This window comes from Undibacterium sp. Jales W-56 (assembly GCF_025548535.1).
Lineage (GTDB): Bacteria > Pseudomonadota > Gammaproteobacteria > Burkholderiales > Burkholderiaceae_D > Undibacterium.
The window spans coordinates 227,544-249,897 of sequence record NZ_JAJLQW010000006.1 but is presented as its reverse complement, the minus strand read 5'-3'; the positions used below and the strand labels follow the sequence as shown (position 1 = coordinate 249,897).

The following is a 22,354-nucleotide window of genomic DNA, read 5'->3' as shown; positions in this document are numbered from 1 at the left end:
TAAAAACTTAATGCTTTATTAAGGGTAAAATAGTAACTTCGATTATTTGAGATGCTGGCGGCGTGAAGTTTGCGGTGAAGAAAGAATATGGCAAAAAAGCAATTTGATTTTATTGTGTTTGATTGGGACGGCACATTGATGGATAGCACGGCGACCATCGTGCAATGTATACAGGCGGCGGCAAAAGATCTTGGTTTACCGGTTCCGGATGAAAAAGCGGCTGCCTATGTCATCGGTTTATCGCTGGCGGATGCAATGCAGGCAGCATTGCCAGATATCGATCCGAAATATTATCCGCGTATGGTGGAGCGATATCGTCATCATTATCTGGCGCGGGATCATGAGTTGCCCTTATTCCCGGGCGTAAGAGAAATGCTGGCTGAGTTATCGCAAGAGGGTTATTTTTTAGCGGTGGCAACCGGCAAAAGCCGGGTTGGATTAAGCCGGGCTCTGCATACGGCTAAATTGTTGTCGGTATTCGACGCGACCCGTTGTTCAGACGAAACCTTCTCGAAGCCCCATCCAGCGATGTTGCAAGAACTGGTCAGGGAATTGGGTCAGGATATGGAACGGACCTTGATGATAGGCGATACGACGCACGATCTGCAAATGGCGAGCAATGCCGGCGCCGCGGCAATTGCCGTTGAATACGGCGCGCACGATGCTGCTACCTTGCAATCGCATCAGCCACTTTATTCAGCCAGGACAGTCGCAGAATTGCACGCCTGGCTGAATCAGCATGCCTGAGGAGATGTCGCATGTCTGACATCAAAATTTGCGACTCCTCTGAATTGATTGAAGGTGGCAAAGGAATTCGTTTTCCGGTCACCGCCGGTCATGAGGATGCGACAGGTTTTGTCGTACGTTTTGACGGCACCGCACACGCCTACTTGAATCGTTGCGCTCATGTGCCGATTGAGCTGGACTGGAATCCCGGCGAATTTTTTGAATCCAGCGGCTTGTACATCATGTGTTCAACCCATGGTGCTATTTACAAACCGGAAAATGGTTATTGCACGGGCGGACCTTGCCGTGGTGCACGGTTGCGCAAAATCGAAATTACTGAAAAAGATGGCCAGATTGTCTGGCACCCTGATGACTACGTCACGCCTGTCGTCGCTTAATATTTAAATCGTATGATGAATAATCCAATGACTCCAGATGCTACCGCCTCCACTCCAGGCTGGGAGCGCGAATTACTCGAAAAACTCGCGACTGAATCGCTCAAAGAGCAGCGCTTGCGGCGTCGTTGGGGCATCTTTTTTAAACTGCTGTTTCTGGTCCTGATTCTTTTCAGTTTTTATCTTTTCAGTGATTATCGTGCTAGCGAAATGGAAAATCCGGGGCGTCATACTGCGCTGATTGACATCAATGGCACGATTGAATCTGATGGGAATGCCAGCGCACACTCTATTATTCCTGCATTGAATCGGGCCTTCGCAGATTCTGGTTCAGTCGGAGTGATTCTGCGTATTAATAGTCCTGGCGGAAGTCCGGTGCAGGCAGGCATGATTAATGATGAAATTCTGCGCTTGCGCAAACAATATCCGCAGAAAAAATTGTATGTCGTGGTCGATGAAATGTGTGCCTCCGGCGGTTATTACATCGCGGCGGCGGCAGACAAGATTTTCGTGAATAAAGCCAGCATTGTCGGCTCTATCGGCGTCCTGATGGATGGTTTTGGTTTCACTGGATTGATGGATAAGGTGGGTGTTGAGCGCCGGCTGATGACGGCGGGTGAGAATAAGGGTTTCATGGACCCGTTTTCACCGCAAACCGCCAAACAAAAAGCATTTTCACAAGAGATGCTGAATGAAATTCACCAGCAATTTATTGATGTCGTACGTCAAGGTCGGGGCAAGCGTTTGAAGGAGGCGCCTGAGACATTCTCTGGTTTGTTCTGGATCGGTAGCAAGGCGGTGGAAATGGGACTGGCCGATGATTTCGGTACCACTGCCAGCGTCGCGCGTGATGTACTCGAGGCAGAGGATATTGTCGATTACACCGAGAAAGAAGGCTTGCCAGAACGTGTGCTGAAGAAATTCGGTGCATCGATTGGAAACGGTGCAATCTCTGCTATGACGAAGGTCAATGCACCAGGCGTGCATTGATGAAATGCCGTCGCGCATAACACTGGCAGATACAAACTGTTTAGTTAATTTTTTTAATCCTGATCCAAAAACGATAGTTATATTTTTCTTCTTCTGCACCTCACATTGATCTATATTAGGGGTGTAACTGGTTCAAAGAAGGAGGTCGATATACAAGGACTAATTTGTATCCAAGACGGATGGAATTTGAGTTCCGGTTCTCTTTAGCGTTCCGGTTATGTGCGAAGTGAAAACAGGTAGCACCTAGTATCATTTGAAGCAGTTTCACTTACAATTTGTGTAGTATCTCTCCGTGGAGTAAAACGGATCCGAGGTCTCTCCGATTCCTCACAATGTCGCTAGCACAAGGGCAAAAAAACGGTGGTGCAATGCCACCGTTTTTTACGTTTACAGGCAGCATTTATGTATAACAAACTTTAAAAAGCACAGCTATAAAAAGACTGGATTTTTACTGACAAATCTTGTTTTATATCAAGCATCTTTCTCGCCAATCCATTACATGGGAATATCGTATCCCTACATGTAGTTGAGTAATATTTGATGGCGAAACCTGGCTGCTTGGCCATCTGATTATTTTGCCGTCCTGAAATAGATTGAATGAAATAATTTTCTTGCCGAATCACGGCAAGCGGGCCACAAGTCAAAAATCAGCTACTTCAATCTGCGGCTAACATGGCTTTGGCGACGCTCTCAAAATCGTCATCACTGATACCATTCAGGTCGATGGATTGTGCAGCTGGATACTGCGCAAAATTTTTATCGATCGATCTGACGTAAACCGGATCGTAATGCTGCGCCAGTAATTGCGTCACCAACTCGGTCATCTGCCCCTCGTTTGCATAACGCTTCCATTGCTGGATTTTTTCTTTGCCATGCAGGCTGACCAGGCAGTCAAGTTGACGATTTAAGTCCTCCGGGTTTTGTACGAAATGCGCATACTCTTGCATCAGCAATCGGACCCGGTCCGGCATCGCCAAATTCAGTGCGATACACGGTGCGTTGCGCATGGTCTGGATGACCCGATCCGGGACGCGCAGGTTACCAACTTTCTTGCTCTCTGACTCAACATAAACCGGACGTCGGGTGTCAAATTGACGCAGAGTTTGCCAGATCTGACTTTCAAAATATTTTTGTGAGGGTTGAGGTACATCGGGCAGGCTGCCCAGCACCGAGCCTTTATGCAATGCGATGTGCTCCAGATCCAGCACTTGCGCACCTTGTCGCTGCAAACTTTGTAGCAGGCGACTCTTGCCGCTGCCCGTGGTGCCGCAAATTACGCGCCACGACATGGTATCGGCGATTTCCGGTAAATGCTGATTGACATGCTGGCGATAGTTTTTATAGCCGCCGTCAAGCTGGACCACCGGCCAGCCTATCCTCGCCAGAATATGTGCCATGGAGCCGCTGCGATTACCGCCGCGCCAGCAATAGATCAGCGGTTTCCAGTCTTTTGGTTTGTCCAGAAAATGCGTTTCGATATGGCGCGCGATATTTTTGGCGACCAGGGCTGCACCGATTTTTTTTGCCTCGAACGCATTGACCTGTTTGTACATGCTGCCGATACGGATGCGTTCCTGGTCATCTAATACCGGACAATTGATGGCATTGGGGATGCGATCCTCGGCGAATTCGCTGGGACTGCGCACATCGATAATTGCATCGAATTCCGCCAGACGCGGCAGCAGGTCGGAAAAATTCAGCAGCTCGGGATATTTCATTGAATCATTTCGTGTTGGATGTCAGTAAAGGCAGTAAATGCGGCCAGACATTGTCCAGCATCGCCGGGTGTGCGTCGGCAATCAGGTGGATACGGTCGGGCTGAAATAATTGCGGTTGGTCGGCTACCCCTTGCAGCAGAAAGGGGACCAGCGCGCTTTTACTTTCTTTGGCAATTTTGCCGTAGAGTGAAAAAAACCGTTCGGTATAATCGCGCCCATAATTCGGTGGAATTTGCATGCCGACCAGCAGCACTTTGGCCTTGGCCTTATTGCTCATGGCGACCATATCGCGAAAATTGGTTTCCGAAGCGCCCAGCGCCAGGCCGCGCAGCGCATCGTTGCCACCCAGTTCTATGATGACCACATCCGGTTGATATTGCGTCAAAAGCTTGTCTAAACGCGCTTTGCCGCCGCTGGTGGTCTCGCCGCTGATACTGGCATTAATCACCCTGGCGATAATCTTCTTTTCCTGTAAACGGTGCTCCATCAAGGCGACCCAGCCGGTGCCGCGAGCCAATCCGTATTCGGCAGACAAGCTATCGCCAAGCACGAGCACGGTTTTTGATGCAGAATGACTGGCTGCATGTGCGATTGCCGGTGCAAGGCTGCACATGAGAGCCAACGCTATGCTCAAGCATGCGTCGCGATACATCTGATGAATTAATTTCAGCCGATTTTTTTTATCCAAAAAAAGCATGAATCTTCCTAGAGAATTAAGCAGTGAATTGACAGGGGCAGCGAGCCCAATCGGCGCCACTGGCCGTCAGGCAATCGAGGTCAAGCAATTATCCAAGCAGGTCACGGACGCTACCGGGACGCTGAGTATTTTGCGCGACATCAATTTTACCGCGCAAGAGGGGGAGACGCTTGCCATCGTTGGCGCCTCTGGTTCGGGCAAGTCGACTTTGCTGGGTATTCTGGCCGGATTGGATACCCCGAGCGAAGGCAAGGTGGTGCTCGACGGTGTCGATATCTTTGCTCTGGATGAAGATGGCAGGGCGCAATTCAGGAAAGAGCGGCTGGGTTTTGTGTTCCAGTCGTTTCAATTATTGACGCACCTGAATGCCTTGGAAAACGTGATGCTGCCCCTGGAGTTGCGTGGCGATACCCAGGCCAAGAGTAAGGCGACAGACATGTTGGCGCATGTCGGTCTGGGCAGCCGCTTGCGCCACTATCCTAAATATCTGTCTGGCGGCGAGCAGCAACGGGTCGCGCTGGCGCGGGCCTTTGTGACGGAACCGCCGTTACTGTTTGCCGATGAGCCAACCGGCAGCCTGGATGCGGCGACCGGCGAGTCGGTGATTCAATTGATGTTTGCTTTAAACCGTGAGCGGGGCTCGACCTTGATCCTGGTGACCCATGATTTGCCGATTGCGGCGCGCTGCGGGCGTACGTTACGGATTACTGCCGGGCGTCTCGAATCGGATAGGTGATTTAAGAAATAGGGGAGTATTTTTAAACCTCTAGATTAGGACTTGCGCAACAACCAAGACCTCTCATCACAGAGACACAAAGACACAAAGAAAAGGCAAGAGAGAAACTGATTACACGGCGTTTCGATATTCAGACGAATCCGCATGCCGGGTGCGCCTGCTGGCGCGAAATGCCTTTGAAAGCCGCATCCAGCATGCGGTTTCGATCTGCAACGTTATAAGCAGCGGGTCGTTTTGCGTAAATCCTATAGATAAATACTGCGGATTAAATACTATTTTTCATCATGCGCATACCGGGTGTGTGAATGGCTAGCGCTCTGGACGTCTTGAATAGTGGTTGATGCAGTCGCGTATCGCCGGTATCAATTCGCTGGCGGTCATGCCGATCGGGCCTCTGCCGCGTGCCACCCATTGATCTGCCGCTTTACCGTGCAGCCAGACGGCGATGCTGGCAGCTTCCGATACGGGCATCCCTTGCGCCAGCAAAGCGCCGCACAGCCCCGCCAGCACGTCGCCAGTGCCTGCCGTTGCCAAAGCGGGATTGCCGCTGGTGTTGATGATCAGCGTCTCGCCTGTGGTGGCGATAATGCTGCCGGAACCTTTGAGTACGATAGTCGCATTGAATTTATCTGCCAGCGCGCGCGCACTGCGCAACCTGTCCGCCTGTATGGTGCCGCTCGTGGTTTCTAACAAGCGTGCGGCTTCCAAGGGGTGCGGCGTCATGAGAGTGCGCACCGGATTGCCGGTCTGATCGTTGATGTGGGCGCGTTGGTTCACCAGTTTTTGCAGTGCCGGATCGCTGGCGATCAGGTTTAAGGCGTCGGCATCGATGACCAGCGATGCAGCTTGCGTCAGGCTGCTCATCAATACATTTTTCGCCAGTTCGGAATTACCCAAGCCCGGCCCGATCACGATCGTCGTATCGGTAAAATGCACATCTTGCGCCCGGCGACACATCAGTTCCGGATTGCGGCTATCAAACGACGGCGGCCTGCTTAAAAATCCTGCAAACACCCGGCCGGCGCCGCCATGCAAGGCCGCGCGCGCCGCCAGTATCGGCGCTCCGGCCATGCCTTCTTCGCCGCCAATGACGAACACGTCGCCGTAGCTGCCCTTGTGGCTATTGTGCGGACGGGGGCTGCCGGATGCCAATACAGCGGCCGCATTGCTGAGGATGGCGACCGGTTCGGGAAATAACTGCGACGCAATCGCCAGATCGGCAACTTTGACTTGTCCCGCGTAATCTTTGCCAGCGGCGGTATGCAATCCCGGTTTGTTGGCAATGAAGGTGATGGTGTGGCTGGCGCGTATCGCAATACCGTCGGTACCGACGACCTGGCCGGTGTCGGCATTCAATCCACTGGGCACATCGAGGGCGACCACAGGGATGCCGGATTGTGCCGCATATTGATTGATGTGCTCAATCAGTTGCGCCACTTTGCCTTTAATCGGGCGGGTTAAGCCTATGCCAAACAGTCCGTCGATGATCAGTGTCCATTGCTTGCCTGAGTTTTTTTGCAGATAGTCGAGGCCAAAAAAATGGACTTGACTCGATTGCGCTTTCAGCAGGCTTTCTTTCGCCTCAGCCGAATATGCTTGTATTCCCTCGGCAATAATGACAGAAACGCGATCTCCCGCGGCGGCGAATAAATAGGCAATCTCCAGCGCATCCCCGCCATTGTTGCCGGGACCGGCGAGTACCAGTATTTCGGCGCTACCGGAGGGAATCAGGCTGCGGGCAAACACCGCCGCAGCCTGTCCTGCCGCACGCATCAATGAACCCGTTGTCAGGGTGGCGAGTGCTTCCTGTTCGACGTTACGGATGTCTGCGACGGAATACAGGGCATTCGTCGAAAATGGCAAGGGTAAAGTCATGGGAATTCTCAGCTAGCGGTGAGGAGGCGGGGTGATTCCCAATGATAATATCGCTTCCAGCGTATGTTGAAACAGATTTTCAATCGGCAGCATCAAATAAGGCAAAATCATTCCCAGCATCAGAAAGCCTACGCCTATCGTGACCGGGAAACCTATGCCAAAAAGATTCAATTGCGGCGCTGCCCGCGTTAAAATGCCGAGGGCAATATTGGTGATCAGCAGCGCCGTCACAATCGGCAAAGACAGGTGCATTCCGGTACTGAATATTTCCTGCCCCCAGATCGCCAGGCGTTGGAAGCTGAAGCCTGCCGTTAATGAAGTCGAAATCGGAATGGTATTGAAACTCTCTACCAGCGTCGCCAGCAGCGATAAATGCACATTCAGCGTCAGGAACAGCAGAGTCGCTAATAGCACCAGAAACTGGCTGATCGCAGAAGACCGTCCCTGACTTTGCGGATCAAAAAAGGTGGCAAACCCCAAGCCCATGGTCAGGCCAACCACTTCGCCCGCCATCTCGACGCCGGCAAAGACCACCCGCATCATAAAGCCCATGGCCAGTCCGATGACGAATTGCTGCATCAGGATCATGACGCCAGTCAGCGAGACCGGATCAGCGCCAGTTAATGGCGGCATGGTTGGCGCGACGATCAATGCCAGCATCACACCCAAGGCCAATTTGACCTGGACAGGAACACTGTTATTGCCAAAAGGAGGGGCAATTGCGATCAAGCCTAATATTCTGGTCAGCGGCCAGATAAAAGAGGCGATCAGGGCGATCAGTTCATTGCCCGAAAAGGAGATCATCTTGCGGAGTGCGGTTAGCGCAAAGACCGGGCGTCAGCTCGCCATAGTGGCAATACTGGTAAACATCTGGCGCATATAATCCGTCAGTACCGACAGCATCCACGGTCCGGCCACGATCAGGGTGACAAAGATGCCGATTAACTTGGGGATGAACGATAAGGTGGTTTCGTTAATCTGGGTCGCCGCCTGAAAAATACTGACGATCAAGCCTACACCCAGGGCGACCAGCAGGAGCGGAGCCGACACCATTAAAGTGACTTCCATTGCCTGACGGCCGAGTGTCATGACATTATCCGGTGACATACTGTGCTCCCTTACTTAACTACATTAATCCAAAGAACTTCACTAATAAAAACTTTGAGCCAAAGAACCGATCAGCAACTGCCAGCCATCGACCAGCACAAACAGCATCAATTTAAACGGCAACGAGACAATCGACGGCGATACCATCATCATTCCCATCGCCATCAACACGCTGGCGACCACCATGTCGATGATCAGGAAGGGAATGAAAATCGCAAAACTGATCTGAAAGGCGGTCTTCAATTCGCTGGTAATGAATGCCGGGATCAAAATACGCAAGGACACATCTTCCGGTCCGCGCAAGGCTGGCGTGTTCGATAATTTGACGTACAGCGCCAGATCGCTTTGGCGCGTCTGTTTCATCATGAAGGTTTTCAGTGGAGCCGCACCTTTGTCCATCGCTTCGGACATCGATATTTTGTTTTCTGCAAACGGTTGATAAGCCTCGGCATAAATTTTGTCGAACACCGGCCCCATCACAAACAAGGTCAGAAACAGGGCCAAGCCCACCATCACCTGGTTCGGCGGCGCCGATTGTGTTCCCAATGCCTGACGCAACAAAGACAAGACGATAATGATGCGCGTAAAGCTGGTCATCATTAACAAGATCGCGGGAATGAAGGACAGTGCAGTCAGGAACAGCAGCGTCTGTATGCTCAGCGAATAATTTTGCCCGCCGCCTGCTGCCGGCGTTGAGCTAATTGCTGGTAAGCCGCCCGTTGCCTGTGCATGTGCCTGTTCAGGAAAAACATAGGCCAGCAAAAGCATCGCGATCATGATGATCGCCGGTATTGACAGTGAGGAGGTGAGGCGCCAGTTGTTCATGCTATTCGTTTCTATGCAGCGCATTATTCGGCTGCTTTATCTGCGGAACGTTTTTCCATGGTACGAGCCAGCCAGGACGCAAATGGATTCGCCGTGGCATTGCTCGTGCCGGACGCTTCAAGCTGCGCTTGTTTTGGCATGGTGGACAGCGTTGTGATTTGTTGTGCAGTGACGCCGACGACTATCCATTGATCCGCCACTTCGACCACCATGATCCGTTCACGGTGACCGACATTCACGCCGCCGATGACGGTAACCGGGACTTTATTGCCCGTAACGGCAGGACCGATCCGTTTAAAAAACCATGCGGCAAAGGTCATCAATACAAGTACCGCCACCAAACCAAGGAAAATTTGCAACAAACCCGTGGTCGGTGAAATAGCGGTGTTGTCGGCGGCAACAACGAGATCACTGTAGGTCATCAGCAGCGCTATATTGAGCGCTGCAATTTTTTGTTTGCCAACCGATTTACGCATTATTTATTCAGCTTACGAATACGTTCGGCCGGTGTGACGATATCGGTCAGGCGAATACCGAATTTATCATTGACGACAACAACTTCACCCTGGGCGATCAGGCAGCCGTTTACCAGCACGTCCATCGGTTCACCCGCCAAGCCATCTAATTCGACCACGGAGCCTTGCGCCAATTGCAGCAAGTTTTTGATCGCGATTTTGGTCCGGCCTAATTCAACGGTAAGTTGTACCGGGATATCCAGAATGAAGTCGATATCATTGTGGGTCCCGGACTGAGCGCCTTTACCTGCAAATTCTTTAAAGATAGCCGGTCCCGCTGGCGGTGCGCTAGTTGCTGCCGTTGCAGCAGCAGCTGCCGCCGCGGCATCGGCCTTCTCTTGTTCGGCAATCGCCGCACCCCAATCATCTTCGCTGATCGGCGTATCGTTATTATCGTCCATGACTTTCTCCTTGCACGGCTTCGTGTGCGACTTCGCTGACACTGGAACTCAGCAATTTTTCTACACGCAATGCGTATTGACCGTTGAACACGCCATATTTGCATTCCATGACGGGTGTGCCATCCACTTTTGCCGAGATAATATCGGGAACCGAGATAGGGATGACATCACCTTCCTTCATATTCAAAATATCGCCCAGCGTAATTTTCGTTGTGCCCAGATCGGCCACAATTTCTACTTCTGCGATCTGGATTTGTTGCGTCATCAGGCGTACCCAGCGCTTATCCACCTCCAGCGTTTCACCTTGCAGGCTGCTGGTCAGGATATCGCGGATAGGTTCTATCATCGAGTAGGGCATGCACATATGCAATTCACCGCTGACAGGGCCTAATTCGATCGTGAACGTGGTGGAGATGACGACTTCATTCGGCGTAGCAATATTGGCGAACTGGGTGTTCATCTCAGAACGGATATATTCAAACTCGACCGGGTAGACAGGTTCCCAGGATTTGGCGTAGGTCTCGAAAATGATTTCAAGAATACGTTGAATAATCCTTTGTTCCGTCTGTGTAAAATCACGTCCCTCAACCCGGGTATGGAAGCGTCCATCGCCACCGAACAGGTTGTCGACCAATAAAAAAACCAGGCCGGGATCCATCACGAACAAAGAAGTCCCGCGCAGGGGCTTCATGTGCGCGAGATTCAGATTCGTTGGCACCACCAGATTCCGGATAAATTCGCTGTACTTGGATACCCTGACCGTACCAACCGAAACCTCGGCGCTACGGCGCAAAAAATTAAACAGCCCGATGCGCAATAAACGAGCGAAACGTTCATTGATAATTTCCAGAGTCGGCATGCGGCCGCGGACGATACGCTCTTGCGTGGCAAGATTGTAGGGGCGAACGCCAGAGGTATCCTCTTGCGATTGCGAATCGTCCTGATCTCCCGTGACGCCCTTAAGCAGGGCATCGACTTCTTCCTGGGAGAGAAAATTATCAGACATGGTGTAGGGGAATCCTTAGTATTGAAACTATTGAATCACGAAAGAGGTGAAGAAAACGCCATTCAATTTTTGCGGTTCGCCTTTGGGGGAGAACGGTAATTTGACTTGCTCAATAATTTCTTCCGCCAATTTTTCTTTACCTTCGGAGGTCAAGATTTCACTCGCTTGTTTGCTCGATAAAAGTATTAACAAGCGGCTGCGCACTTGGGCATTATTGAGCTTGATTAAATTTACCTGTTCTTCGTCCTGAACTTGTAAGGTCATGGCCACTTGCAGATATTTGTCGCCATTCTCCGACTGTAAGTTGACAGTGAATGGTTCTAGTGGCAAAAATACCGGCGCCTTGACCGGTTCTGTTTTATGTTCTTTGTCTTTTGACGCCGCATTTTTTTTAGACAAGAAAATAGCAGCGCCTCCGCCTACACCCGAGAGCACTAAGATACCTGCTGCGATCATGATGATCAGCTTTTTCTTGGATCTGCCTGCGGGGGCGGGTACGACATCCGCTTCTGCTGCTTTCGCTGGTGCCTTGGACATTTTTTCCTCTCAAACGATGCCGGTACTTCATGCATCTTTCATGTTTCACATTATCTGCAATAGTCGATCATTGACATCCGAGAAATAGAGGGCATATTCCCGCTCATCTTTTCATTTCTCATGATCGCCGGTATTGCAGCCTGGTTATTTAAAAATAGCTGGTTTGAATTGGTTTCAAGCTAATTGTTGAGAACGGTGCTTTCAACGAGGCAGAGGCTTTGTCATGCCGGGGATATTGAAAAACCATTTTTAAGCTATTTTACATGTGAAAGATGAGCGCGCCGATTGATCTCAGCGTATTTGCGACAGAATTGACGCTTATCCTGGATGAGTGTCTTTTGAGCGGCGCGCCGATCGCGGTAAAAAAATACACGGACTGCATCCACAAGCAGTTGTTAACAGACCCTAGTCTAAGCAAAAGTATCGACCCCGCCGATTTTTGTCATGCTTCTTTTAATGGTTGTTATTGTGCTGCCAGTGTCAGTCTCTGAACTGTTGCCTGCCTGGCGTGAGGAGGAAAAGCTCGACCTGCCGTTTGATTGTGGATTGCTTTGTTGCGAAGCCTGGGAGTTGACCGAAAATCCGGATAATTGCACGCCGGCTTCACTCATCATTTGCCGCAATTTAGGCAGCGCGGATTCCAGCGCTTCCCTGACCTCCGGCTGGGCTGAACTGAATGTGGCGCTAGCCTGATCGTTGCTGACACTGAGTACGATTTGCAATGGACCCAGATCCGGTGGGTTGAGCGTCAATTCGGCGGTTTGTTCACCGCCCGCTACCATCCAGACGACTTTTTGACCGACTGCCTGATCCCAGGCCGAACTGCCAACGCGCGGAGCGAGATGTTCAGCCGCTGCGGCACCTGCCATTTGATTGGTGCTAATGGCAAATTGTTGGGCGAAGTTATTCACTGCCTGGGGAGTGGCTGGGATGGCGTCCTGCAATTTTTCTAGCGCCGGATTTTTTGTACCTAGGCTGTTTTTGGCCGATTCAGCAGCGAGCAGAGTGGTAGTCTTTTGTGAATTTTGTTCACTGGCAGATAGCCCTGCCTCTGTCGAAGTCTTATCTTTTGCTTTGCCTTGTGTCAGAGGATCATCTGACAGAGTCAAACGGGTTTTGTCTTCAGGCAAAATGCCTTGCTTCAATTCGGTTTGATTGTTGCCAGCAGATTTTGCAACGGTCGCCGTGTCCAGTTTGGTCGCTGTGGCCAATTTGGCATCGATCCCTGTCAATGCCGGATCAACGCGGTTTTTGCCGGCACTGGTATCTGGCTTGTCTTGTGTATTAGAGCGGAGTTGTGCCGCTAATAAGTTCGACGTGTCGATGACAGCTGTATTGGGGTCGTTTGTTTTGCCTGCCGTGGCATCGACCAGGACAGTCTCTTTTTCTTTGGGACGGTCATCTACTTTCACTGCATTGGTCGAAAGCTGCCCTATAGTACCCACCAGGGCAATGAGCTGGGCATTATTCATTTGTTCCGCTTTGTCCGCACTGTCAGCGTCAGTTGCCGTCTGGTCTTTGGCTGTATTGTCGCTGGCTTGCGTTTTGCTTTTATCAATCTTGCCATTACTTGCCTGATCTGATTTTACTGCCGGTGCAGTGGCTTGATTGGAGGCAGGTTTATTTTCATTGGTCGCTGGCGCAGCGTTGGCTGGAGGCGAGGGTGGGGCACTCGATGCTTCCCTGGGTTTTTGCTGGGTTATTTCTTTGTTGAGAATTTCATTGAACGAGGCGCCGGAACTCCCATTGCTGGCGGCATTGCTCTGTTTAGCGGGAGCTGACGAATTGTCAGTCGAATTCAAAATGAGTGCGGTTTGCATAGGGTCACCAACATTGTCGCTAAAAGAAAACTCGTCAATCAGGCTGAATAAGTCAGTTATCTAGCCAGCTACGTGTATTTTTTGATTCACATAGAGTGTGTTTTACGATTTATAAAAATAACTTCTCGTTGCATGTTCATCGGTTTGTTTCTGGTCCTGCTTACTTTCTTTTTTCAGGACTTCGGTTTTCGCCCGATTTTGCAAAATGCCGTAAGAAAGTCGTTTTTTTTCATTCTCTTGCCATTGATTTCTTGCTTTGGTGACGCGAAATTCAGCATCTTTGACAATTTTTTTCTGGCCGTCTACCGCGCTATCGAGTTTGTAAATGAATGACTGAAAATTCATATACTGCCCGGCACTGAGCCCGCCTGCCGCTCCATCCTGAAACCGTATCACATAGTCGTCGCGGTATTGCAGCAGCAAGGCTAATTGTTTTTCCGTCTCCTCATGGGCACGGATCGCCTTGCCTAGGTTCTTGGCGGCGTCGTCGGTGTCTTTTTCAGCCAACGCAATTAAAGTGCTGATGGGAGATTTTTTCGTCATTTCAAGCTAAGTATAGTGAAGATGCAATGCAATCTAAGCGTCGAATAGAGCTGAAAGTCCCTGCAAGCTCTCGGTTATGGTTGATTTTTCAAGAATATCTTGCTGCAAAAACGCCGTGATATGAGGATGAAGCCGTATCGCCTCATCCAATAAAGGGTCTGATCCGGCCGAATACGCGCCAACACTGATCAGATCCCGGCTGCGTTCGTAGCGAGAGTACAGTTGTTTCAGTTTACGGGCGAGTTTTTGATGTTCGGGTGAAGTAATGCTATGCATGGCACGACTGATCGATTGCTCGATATCGATGGCGGGATAGTGACCGCCTTCCGCCAGATTGCGATTGAGCACGATATGGCCGTCCAGGATCGCCCGTGCTGCGTCGGCAATCGGATCTTGTTGATCATCGCCTTCGGTTAGCACGGTATAAAACGCCGTGATAGAGCCACCGCCCTCAATACCGTTGCCAGCCCGTTCCACCAGTATCGGTAACTTGGCGAATACCGACGGGGGATAGCCTTTGGTCGCCGGAGGTTCACCGATGGCCAGGGCGATTTCGCGTTGTGCCATGGCATAGCGAGTCAGCGAATCCATAATCAGTAGCACGCTTTTGCCCTGATCGCGGAAATATTCAGCAATGGTGGTCGCATAGGCTGCGCCTTGCAGGCGGAGCAGGGGTGGCGCATCAGCGGGAGCGGCGACCACGACCGCTCTGGCCAGACCTTCTTCGCCCAGAATTTGCTCGATAAACTCTTTGACCTCGCGACCGCGTTCACCGATCAGTCCAACCACAATAACGTCGGCGGTAGTGTAGCGCGCCATCATCCCCAGCAAGACGCTTTTACCGACGCCGGAACCGGCAAACAGTCCCAGGCGCTGACCGCGTCCTACGCTGAGCATGCTATTGATGGCTCGCACGCCGACATCCAGGGTATCAACGATAGGTGCCCGCAATAAAGGGTTGTAGATGCGTGAACCCAGGGGCGCAGATTGTGTTGCCATTAATGGACCCAGCGAATCCAGCGGCTTGCCGTTGCCATCCAGAACGCGTCCGAGCAATTCATCGCCTACAGGCAAATGGCGGGTGCGGTCGCTGGGGCGTCGTCTGGGGTGTTTGGTACTGCCCAGGAACAGCGCTTCTTCCGGATACACCGGAGTACCCGGCGTAACCCCACCCAAGTCGCTATGCGGCATCAAAAACAGGCGATCACCGTCAAACCCGACTACTTCTGCATCAATCGTCGAGCCATTTTGCAAATGCACACTGCAGGCGCTGCCCACGGGTAGTTTTAAACCTACCGCTTCCATCACCAGACCAGTGACCTTGGTCACCCTGCCCGAGGTCAGCATAGGCTGCACATGGGCAACTTGGTCTTTGCCGTCGGCGATCAGCTTTTGCCAGGATTCGGAGAGTGGTGGACGCATGATTGGGTAGGGCGATTACGAGTTTGATTTTTTGACGGCTTCAGCCAAGCGGTGCCAGCGTGTTGCGATGGTCGCATCGACCATATTCTGCGCGGTTTCCAGCTTGCATCCACCGCGTTCTATATGGCTGTCAGCGTGGATACGCCAGCCGGCATTGCTGAGTTCGTCGCCAGCATGCGTCCGCAAAATTTCTGCGTCAACCGGATGTACAAAAATTTGTGCCGGTAATTGTACTGATGGCAGTGAGTCGATTGCTTCTCTGACGATGGGCAGAATAATTTCTGGATCAACTTCTATACGCGTCTTGAGCATACGCTCTGCCAGATCGAGCGCCAGTCCCAGCAAGTCGGAACCTACGACCTTGCCGGTCAAGTGGATTTGCTCTGATAGGCTTTCTATCAAGGATTTTAGTTGGCCGACTTCAGTATCAATAGTTGCTTTAGTTTCTGCATAGGCGGTTTCTTTGCCTTCTCCCAATCCAGCGAGATAGCCTTCTTTATATCCGTTTGCATAGCCTTCTCTGTGCGAGGTTTCTTTTAATTTGGAAATTTCTTCGAGGCTGATTTTTTCAGCAAGAGACGCAGTGATTTTTTTTTCGGCTTGCTGAGAAGGGCGTTCGTCGCCAAAAGAGGCCATTTCCCAGCGCTGGAAAGGCGATAAATTCCCCTTGGAAATGGCATTAGACATAGGAGTCCTCGCCCTTGGCTCCCAGCATGATTTGGCCTTCGTCTGCCAGGCGACGTACGATCAGCAGGATTTGTTTCTGTTGCGCCTCTACTTCAGATAGACGCACAGGGCCTTTGGACTCGAGGTCTTCCCGCATCATTTCAGCAGCACGTTGCGACATATTTTTAAAGATTTTTTCACGCATATCAGGATTTGCGCCTTTCAAGGCGATGATGAGCGAATCCGACTGCACTTCGCGTAACAGCAACTGTATGCCTTTATCGTCGATTTCGAGGATATTATCGAAGACGAACATTTCATCCATGATTTTTTCAGCCATGTCGCCGTCATATTTGCGCAAATTCTCCATGACGGAGGCTTCATTGTCGCCACTCATAAAGTTGAGAATTTCGGCTGCAGCGCGAACGCCTCCGATGGACTTTTTCTTCAAGCTTTCGTTGCCCGTAAGTAATTTTGTGAGTACGTCATTTAACTCGCGCAAGGCAGTCGGCTGGATGCCGTCCAAGGTGGCGATACGCAAAACGACATCGTTGCGCAGACGCTCAGTGAACTGATTCAAAATTTCACAAGCCTGATCACTTTCCAGATGTACGAGGATGGTGGCAATGATTTGCGGGTGTTCGTTTTTAATCAGGTCGGCGACTGACGGAGAGTCCATCCATTTCAGACTTTCGATGCCGCTGGCGTCTTTGCCGCCCAAAATGCGATTGAGTAGTGATGATGCTTTATCGTCGCCCAGGGCCTTGGTCAGTACATTGCGAATATACTCGTCTGAGTCCAGTCCAACCGACGAGCTGAGATCCGCAGCGGCCCTGAATTCATCAAGAACTTTGGCAATATTCTCATGCGGAATGGCGCCGATGGTGGCCATTGCCGCACCGATTTTTTGTACTTCCCGCGGACCGAGATATTTCATGACCTCGGCTGCACCGTCTTCGCCAAGAGCCAGCATCAGGGTTGCCGCTTTTTGTACGCCTTCATCACTCATTGCTTACCCATGTTTTAATTACGTTAGCTACAATTTTGGGGTCACTGCTTGCTAATTGTTTTGCCAGGTCGAGGTTAAATTCGTAGCCAGTCGTCGGTTTGATGATGTTGCCGTCAGCATCTTTCGATAAGTTGACTATAGCAGCTTCTTGTTCTTCCTCTTCTTTTTGCTTGGCTAAGGCCAGCTCTTTTTCACGTGCCAACTCTTCAGCTTCTTCCCGTTTTTTGCTTTTCTCATCTTTGCCCATCATTTTGTACAACATGGGGCGCAGGTAGCCAAAGAACAGATAAGCCAGGACAATCGCAGTAAGCAGGTATTTAAGCGCTTCTTTTGCCATCTGGATGTTGTCTGGCTGCTTCCATATGGGTATATCCACTATAGATTCTTTTTCTGAGCCGGCAAATGGGCTGTTGACAACATTTAGCGTATCGCCGCGTTCCTTATTGAAGCCCATTGCTTCTCTGATGAGATCGGTCAACTGGGTCTTTTCTATATCGCTTAAAGCCCTGGTCGTGACTTTGCCGTTTTTGTCGGTTTCCGACTTGTAATTAATCACGACTGCAACGGACAGGCGTTTGACTCCCCCCATGGGTTGTTGCGTATAACGTATGGTTTTATCTACTTCGTAGTTGATGGTCGAATCTTTTTGCATCAGACCGGCGCCTGATGTTGACGTACTTTGAGCTGCCGCACCGCTGGCGACGATGGGGGCGATGGCCGGTACGGGCGGCTGGTTGCTGAGCGCGCCGGGGATGCCCGATGCATTGTTGGTTTTGTTATAGCTTTCGCTCGATTGCTGGCTGCGTATCGTTGATGCTTCCGGCGGCGAGTTGGGGCGATAGCTTTCCGCGGCCTGCTCGCTGCGTGAAAAATCAATATCTGCCGTGGCCTCCGCCCTGACATTATTGACGCCGACGATAGGGGACACGATGGATTCAATGCGCTTGACGATATTTTGCTGGAAGTCTTGTACGTATTTGAGTTGCGTCGGATCCAGCGTGTTGCTGCCCATCTGCTTCGTCGGGTCGGATAGTAAATTGCCGTTTTGGTCAACAATGGTGACGTTTTTTACATCCAGTTCAGGCACGCTGCTGGCGACCAGATGTACTATGGCGCCCACTTGTTGCGGATCCAGATTGCGGCCCGGGTAGAGGTTGAGTAATACGGATGCGGTAGGTTTTTGTTGATCGCGGATGAATACGGAAGATTTGGGAATCGCTAAATGTACTCTGGCTGCCTGCACCGACGATACCGCCTGGATAGAGCGTGCCAGTTCGCCTTCAAGCGCACGCTGGAAATTAACCTGTTCCAAAAATTGGGATATTCCTAATTTTTGGTTTTCCATTAATTCAAAGCCGACATTGCCGCCTTTGGGCAATCCTTGCGAGGCTAACTTCAATCTTGCATCATGCACTTGGTTGGCGGGTACTAAAATTGCACTGCCGCCTTCAGAATACTTATAGGGAATATTCATCTGCTGCAATGACGCAACAATGGCGCCGCCGTCCCTGTCGTTAAAATTTGAAAATAAGACTTTATAGTCAGGCACCTGGCTCCATAGCCATATACCGACCATGATGGCAAGCGTGATGGCGGCTCCGACACCAAGCACGATATTTCTCAAGCCCGGTGTTTGTGGAAAACCCAAAAACGTCGGCAAAGCCGGGCCTGGCGTCCCCAGAACCGCTTCATTAGCAGTTGCCATGGTTGACCTCGTAGCGGAATATTGTCAAGTCATCGTGTTGCATATTAAATCCATGTTGGGTTTTTTCCTTGATACCGATTGTGCTAGGGTTTTTAAAATTCAATTCAAGGAAAAAGACCTATTTTCTCCCTCTTATCAGAGCCAAGTTCTTGCCGGCGACTGCTAATGTAGCGCAATGGCTTATTGCGACTGGATCGGAGCAAAATATGAAATTAGGCGGAATTGACAACAGTCAGATCAATGCGATGGTGGCGCAGCTAAAGGCTGCCGCTGCAAGAATGGAGTCATCGGTACCAACTGCAACGGCTGGCATTGGGACTGCAGCACCTGCAAAACTGGATTTTGCCGATGCCTTAAAAGCCTCATTGGATCAGGTGAACAGTGTGCAGATGACGTCCCAGGAATTAGGGAAGAAGTTTGCTCTGGGTGACGATAAGGTGAGTTTGTCAGACGTCATGATATCGATGCAAAAAGCCAACATCACCTTCCAGACGACAGTTCAAGTGAGAAATAAACTGGTGTCCGCATATCACGACATTATGAATATGCAGATATAGCCAGGCGCAAATTAACGTATGCCAGTTAATTTTGAATTACGTTCTCTTTCCAATTTCATGATATAGCGTTGAATGCTTGCCAATACAGAGCTTGATAAATTAATGAATTGACACCCAAGCCGTCTGTTGCTCTTGCCATTTAAAAGAATCAAATCTTGCGCATTTCTAATTTGCAGATCTACGTCAATTAAACCTATGCCGGGAAAGTCAATTTTACAGTGGTCATAGAGAGTGCCGATCGTACTGCTGAGTAGCTTTTTTTCATCCAGGATGGCAATACCGCCGCAACTGATATCGACTAGTGAGAATTTTACAGTCTGGAGTATTCCTTCATCTTCTACACCAATCATGCAGCGGATCGGATTGGATAAAGGCGTGTTGATCCTATAGTATTCTCGCCGCTGCAAGCGGATCACATTGGTTGGAATGTTCAGCTGCAAAGCCGGACGATTATCGAATGTGGTGCGTTGTATGCCAGAGGAGGAAAATTGAATGCTAATCCTGTCCAATAAACCTTCGAACGAGACTCGCGGGGCTTCGACGATACGTTGGTTAGCGTCCTGCCCCTGAGCGCTGTCGATAATCAAACTATTATTAACGTCGTCCACTTCCAGAATCGAAGTGATGAACATTTCAGAGCCTCCGTTAATCATCATGCTGACTAGCTGATTGCTGTCTTTTAATCCGCGCAACAAGGCAATAATCTCCCGACGTGAATCCACTTGATAAGGACTTTGATTCTCGGTACCTAGAGTTGGAGGAGAAGATTGCATGTTATGAGTGTGATTTTTAGGGTGGAAGCGACGTTTATTTTTTAGGATTGAGAAATATCGTCTGTGTCTCCGACTTCTCAGATTCTATATGGTAAAGCCAAGCGAGTAGTTCTGCAACCGCGCGGTAAAGTGCCGGGGGAATATCCTTATCTAAATCGACTTGCATTAAAAGCGAAACCAGCTCTTTTGACTGATGCACAAAAACACCGTGCTCTTTTGCTCTGGCGATAATTTGTTCAGCGATAAGTCCTTTACCTTTTGCCACGACTCGCGGAGCGGCGTCGCCATTTTGATAAGCGAGGGCAACCGCATTTTGTAAATTAGGTTTAGGCGTTGTCATCTTGTTTGACCGAGATGCCGTCCAGCGAAGAGCCGGCGTTTTTTAATGAATTCGCCAACTCAGAAACACGAGTTTTTAAAACATCTGCCGTTGCAGATTTATTGGTCCTGACAAACAGCTGAACATGCTCGCCTCGCAAATTGATGGTTGCCGAGATCGTCCCTAAATTGGGTAACTCAAAACGTACGGTGCTTTGCCACGCATCATCGCTTTCTGATGACGGTTTCGCTTGCCCTCGATTATCCCGCACAATCTCCCACTGCATAGGCAAATTCGGCAACAGATTGCCTTGCCAGACTATTTTTTGTTGCTCTAATGTGTCTAGCTGCAAATGAATCAGTTGCGTTAATTCCGTATTCGCAAGGGGCTTGTTAGTAGGTGCGGTGAGTTGATTGTCTGGCTGTTTGCTTACCTCAGCTTCTTCGATTTGAATTGATTGCTGTGCTTGCGGTTCGCTCCTAATGTCAGCAATACTGCGTTTGCCGTCAGCGAGATCCGCCAGATGGGATTCATAAAACAATCCGCTGGAGGAAATGGTTTTTTGTAATTGCGTCGATAAATCTGCCGGCGACTTCAGTATATCGGTATGTTCCGCAATGGGAGTTGTGCCTGCCAATGCATTGGATGTGCCTTTTTCCTGAACTACATGCAGGATGCTATCGATTAATTTTCCCGTGTTACTGATTGTCGTAGGGGTACTTGTCGTTATAGCCTGGTCTGGAGTTGCTTTAGGGGATGTCTTGGCCGCCTTGGATAAATCTGTCGAGATTGTTTCGGCATGCTCCGTAGTTACGTCCTGGAGCGCCTGTTCAAGCAGAGTTTGTTTGGGAAAGATCGCAGTCTCTGTAGCGATTTCATTTCCGCTACCCAGTATAAAAGTTGGGCGAGGATCGGTTGTGAGTAATTTTAGATTAAGAACGTCGCCAGTTTTGCTGTCAGCAGGCAAGTTCATTCTCGCGGTGGTGCCTGCAATTTTCACCAGGAAGGTACCGTCATTTAAACGGGATAACACCTCACCCTGCAGTTGCCTGCCGATAACCAGTTGCTCCAGCTTACTGACAACTTCTTGTTTCGTCTCAGTTAGAGACGCAACGGCAGAAGGCGCTTCAATAGCGGCAACGGGCCTTAACAAGTTATCGACCCTTGGCAGCATGGACTTTACCTTAGGATTTAACTTGAACCATAGGTTCGCGATAATTTACGATTCGATTCAGAACTCCGCATTATATTTGCCAACTGCGCCATCCAGGACTCAGTTAAATTGCGAATTTCTTTATCGTCAGCGAGAATTTTCTTGATAATTTGAATTTTCTTGTTTTTCAAGTCAGGCGAAAGTTCCAGTTCGACTTCTTGAACTCTGAGGGTTTGCACCTGAGAGGAACAGTCGAACTCTAACTTCGACAAAAGATCCCAGTCGCCGCTTCGCGCGGCACTTAGCATTTGATCAGTAATTGTTGCAACATTCTCGTATATCGAGATCATTTCCATGCTGTCCATCATCAATTAAGCCTCAAGAAATTTGTTGGAGCGTGGTGCTAATGCATCGGTATTTATGACGGGTACTTCTGTCGCTGATGAGGCGTCTGGTGCGATCGCCTCCCACGAACTGCGTAAATCCTTTAGTAAATTTTGTACTTCAATGAGCAGGTTTTCATCATTATTCAGATTAGCCAGTATGAGACGCGTACTCATGTATTCGTATAAGGCATCCAGGCTTACTGCGATATCGCCGCCGGCTTTTTTATCCAGACTGGCCCGTAAGCCGTTATCGATGATGGAAATAGCTTTTGAGATCGACTTACCTTTGGCGGCAATTTCATTTGCGCTAAGGTGCTGAATTGCATTGCCAATAGATACGATCGCTCCGTCGAACAGCATCACAATTAATTTGTGCGGACTGGCAGCAATGACTCCAGTCTCAATGCCAACTTTGGCGTAGGCATTGGCACCTTTCATTTGAGATGAGCCGAACATGTAATTTCTCCTGTAAT

General features: G+C 50.0%; 26 protein-coding genes. 5 read left to right on the top strand and 21 right to left on the bottom strand.

The genetic code is table 11. The annotated features are described in order from the left end of the window. Positions 1-87: 87 nt before the first annotated feature. The 3 genes from LPB67_RS16690 to LPB67_RS16680 are packed head-to-tail and all read left to right on the top strand — an operon-like array spanning position 88 to position 2,111. Positions 88-747, top strand: coding sequence for an HAD-IIIA family hydrolase (locus LPB67_RS16690; protein WP_262838420.1), 660 nt, complete (start codon positions 88-90; stop codon positions 745-747). An 11-nt stretch (positions 748-758) separates the two neighbouring features. Next, positions 759-1,124 (top strand): Rieske (2Fe-2S) protein, encoded by a 366-nt coding sequence (locus tag LPB67_RS16685; RefSeq protein WP_262838419.1) that lies wholly within the window; start codon positions 759-761, stop codon positions 1,122-1,124. Positions 1,125-1,136: 12 nt separating this feature from the next. Beyond that, a complete protein-coding gene (locus LPB67_RS16680) occupies positions 1,137-2,111 on the top strand; it encodes a S49 family peptidase (protein ID WP_410482754.1) in 975 nt (324 codons plus the stop codon). A gap of 656 nt (positions 2,112-2,767) precedes the next feature. Here LPB67_RS16680 and mnmH read toward each other — a convergent pair. Together mnmH and LPB67_RS16670 are read right to left on the bottom strand one after the other, a co-directional pair. Beyond that, positions 2,768-3,829, bottom strand: coding sequence for a tRNA 2-selenouridine(34) synthase MnmH (mnmH, locus tag LPB67_RS16675; protein WP_262838417.1), 1,062 nt, complete (start codon positions 3,827-3,829; stop codon positions 2,768-2,770). A gap of 4 nt (positions 3,830-3,833) precedes the next feature. Beyond that, a complete protein-coding gene (locus LPB67_RS16670) occupies positions 3,834-4,526 on the bottom strand; it encodes an arylesterase (protein WP_410482753.1) in 693 nt (230 codons plus the stop codon). Here LPB67_RS16670 and LPB67_RS16665 point away from each other — a divergent pair. After that, positions 4,525-5,262 carry an ABC transporter ATP-binding protein gene (locus tag LPB67_RS16665; RefSeq protein ID WP_262838416.1) on the top strand — a complete coding sequence of 246 codons (738 nt, stop codon included), beginning with the start codon at positions 4,525-4,527 and terminating at the stop codon, positions 5,260-5,262. The two genes, LPB67_RS16670 and LPB67_RS16665, sit on opposite strands and share 2 nt — an antisense overlap. 309 nt (positions 5,263-5,571) lie before the next feature. Here LPB67_RS16665 and LPB67_RS16660 read toward each other — a convergent pair whose 3' ends face one another. From LPB67_RS16660 to fliF, 14 genes are all read right to left on the bottom strand, one after another. Next, positions 5,572-7,137 carry an NAD(P)H-hydrate dehydratase gene (locus LPB67_RS16660; RefSeq protein ID WP_262838415.1) on the bottom strand — a complete coding sequence of 522 codons (1,566 nt, stop codon included), beginning with the start codon at positions 7,135-7,137 and terminating at the stop codon, positions 5,572-5,574. A gap of 12 nt (positions 7,138-7,149) precedes the next feature. Then, positions 7,150-7,941, bottom strand: a complete 792-nt coding sequence (fliR, locus tag LPB67_RS16655) for a flagellar biosynthetic protein FliR (protein WP_262838414.1) — start codon at positions 7,939-7,941, stop codon at positions 7,150-7,152. 33 nt (positions 7,942-7,974) lie between these two features. Next, a complete protein-coding gene (gene fliQ, locus LPB67_RS16650; protein WP_262838413.1) occupies positions 7,975-8,244 on the bottom strand; it encodes a flagellar biosynthesis protein FliQ in 270 nt (89 codons plus the stop codon). Positions 8,245-8,286: 42 nt separating this feature from the next. Further along, positions 8,287-9,021 (bottom strand): flagellar type III secretion system pore protein FliP, encoded by a 735-nt coding sequence (fliP, locus tag LPB67_RS16645; RefSeq protein ID WP_410482759.1) that lies wholly within the window; start codon positions 9,019-9,021, stop codon positions 8,287-8,289. A gap of 71 nt (positions 9,022-9,092) precedes the next feature. Beyond that, positions 9,093-9,545, bottom strand: coding sequence for a flagellar biosynthetic protein FliO (gene fliO, locus LPB67_RS16640; RefSeq protein ID WP_262838412.1), 453 nt, complete (start codon positions 9,543-9,545; stop codon positions 9,093-9,095). Continuing rightward, positions 9,545-9,985 carry a flagellar motor switch protein FliN gene (gene fliN / locus LPB67_RS16635; RefSeq protein WP_262838411.1) on the bottom strand — a complete coding sequence of 147 codons (441 nt, stop codon included), beginning with the start codon at positions 9,983-9,985 and terminating at the stop codon, positions 9,545-9,547. The genes fliO and fliN overlap by 1 nt, the downstream gene beginning before the upstream one ends. Next, positions 9,975-10,991 carry a flagellar motor switch protein FliM gene (gene fliM / locus LPB67_RS16630; protein ID WP_262838410.1) on the bottom strand — a complete coding sequence of 339 codons (1,017 nt, stop codon included), beginning with the start codon at positions 10,989-10,991 and terminating at the stop codon, positions 9,975-9,977. Before fliM ends, fliN begins: the two co-directional genes overlap by 11 nt. A gap of 27 nt (positions 10,992-11,018) precedes the next feature. Beyond that, positions 11,019-11,528 carry a flagellar basal body-associated protein FliL gene (gene fliL, locus LPB67_RS16625; RefSeq protein ID WP_262838409.1) on the bottom strand — a complete coding sequence of 170 codons (510 nt, stop codon included), beginning with the start codon at positions 11,526-11,528 and terminating at the stop codon, positions 11,019-11,021. Positions 11,529-11,938: 410 nt separating this feature from the next. Beyond that, entirely contained in the window at positions 11,939-13,348 is a 1,410-nt protein-coding gene (locus tag LPB67_RS16620; RefSeq protein ID WP_262838408.1) for a flagellar hook-length control protein FliK, read from the bottom strand. Positions 13,349-13,450: 102 nt separating this feature from the next. Beyond that, positions 13,451-13,891 (bottom strand): flagellar export protein FliJ, encoded by a 441-nt coding sequence (fliJ, locus tag LPB67_RS16615; protein WP_262838407.1) that lies wholly within the window; start codon positions 13,889-13,891, stop codon positions 13,451-13,453. A gap of 33 nt (positions 13,892-13,924) precedes the next feature. Next, positions 13,925-15,238: a flagellar protein export ATPase FliI gene (fliI, locus tag LPB67_RS16610; RefSeq protein WP_410482758.1), complete on the bottom strand. Its 1,314-nt coding sequence runs from the start codon at positions 15,236-15,238 to the stop codon at positions 13,925-13,927. Between the two features lie 90 nt (positions 15,239-15,328). Next, complete coding sequence (locus LPB67_RS16605; protein ID WP_262838405.1) at positions 15,329-16,000, bottom strand: flagellar assembly protein FliH; 672 nt, start codon at positions 15,998-16,000, stop codon at positions 15,329-15,331. After that, entirely contained in the window at positions 15,993-16,988 is a 996-nt protein-coding gene (gene fliG / locus LPB67_RS16600) for a flagellar motor switch protein FliG (RefSeq protein WP_262838404.1), read from the bottom strand. Before fliG ends, LPB67_RS16605 begins: the two co-directional genes overlap by 8 nt. Continuing rightward, positions 16,981-18,693 (bottom strand): flagellar basal-body MS-ring/collar protein FliF, encoded by a 1,713-nt coding sequence (gene fliF / locus LPB67_RS16595; protein WP_262838403.1) that lies wholly within the window; start codon positions 18,691-18,693, stop codon positions 16,981-16,983. The genes fliG and fliF overlap by 8 nt, the downstream gene beginning before the upstream one ends. A 206-nt stretch (positions 18,694-18,899) precedes the next feature. Between fliF and fliE the strand changes: the two genes are divergently transcribed. Next, positions 18,900-19,250: a flagellar hook-basal body complex protein FliE gene (gene fliE / locus LPB67_RS16590; RefSeq protein ID WP_262838402.1), complete on the top strand. Its 351-nt coding sequence runs from the start codon at positions 18,900-18,902 to the stop codon at positions 19,248-19,250. Between the two features lie 11 nt (positions 19,251-19,261). Here fliE and LPB67_RS16585 read toward each other — a convergent pair whose 3' ends face one another. From LPB67_RS16585 to fliS, 5 genes are read right to left on the bottom strand one after another with little or no spacing between them, the layout of a single operon-like run. Beyond that, a complete protein-coding gene (locus LPB67_RS16585; protein WP_262838401.1) occupies positions 19,262-20,023 on the bottom strand; it encodes a flagellar brake protein in 762 nt (253 codons plus the stop codon). A 34-nt stretch (positions 20,024-20,057) separates the two neighbouring features. Beyond that, positions 20,058-20,363, bottom strand: a complete 306-nt coding sequence (locus tag LPB67_RS16580; RefSeq protein ID WP_262838400.1) for an EscU/YscU/HrcU family type III secretion system export apparatus switch protein — start codon at positions 20,361-20,363, stop codon at positions 20,058-20,060. Continuing rightward, complete coding sequence (locus LPB67_RS16575; RefSeq protein WP_262838399.1) at positions 20,350-21,516, bottom strand: flagellar hook-length control protein FliK; 1,167 nt, start codon at positions 21,514-21,516, stop codon at positions 20,350-20,352. The genes LPB67_RS16580 and LPB67_RS16575 overlap by 14 nt, the downstream gene beginning before the upstream one ends. A 17-nt stretch (positions 21,517-21,533) precedes the next feature. After that, complete coding sequence (locus LPB67_RS16570) at positions 21,534-21,863, bottom strand: flagellar protein FliT (protein ID WP_262838398.1); 330 nt, start codon at positions 21,861-21,863, stop codon at positions 21,534-21,536. Between the two features lie 3 nt (positions 21,864-21,866). Continuing rightward, complete coding sequence (gene fliS / locus LPB67_RS16565) at positions 21,867-22,337, bottom strand: flagellar export chaperone FliS (protein ID WP_262838397.1); 471 nt, start codon at positions 22,335-22,337, stop codon at positions 21,867-21,869. Positions 22,338-22,354 lie beyond the last annotated feature (17 nt).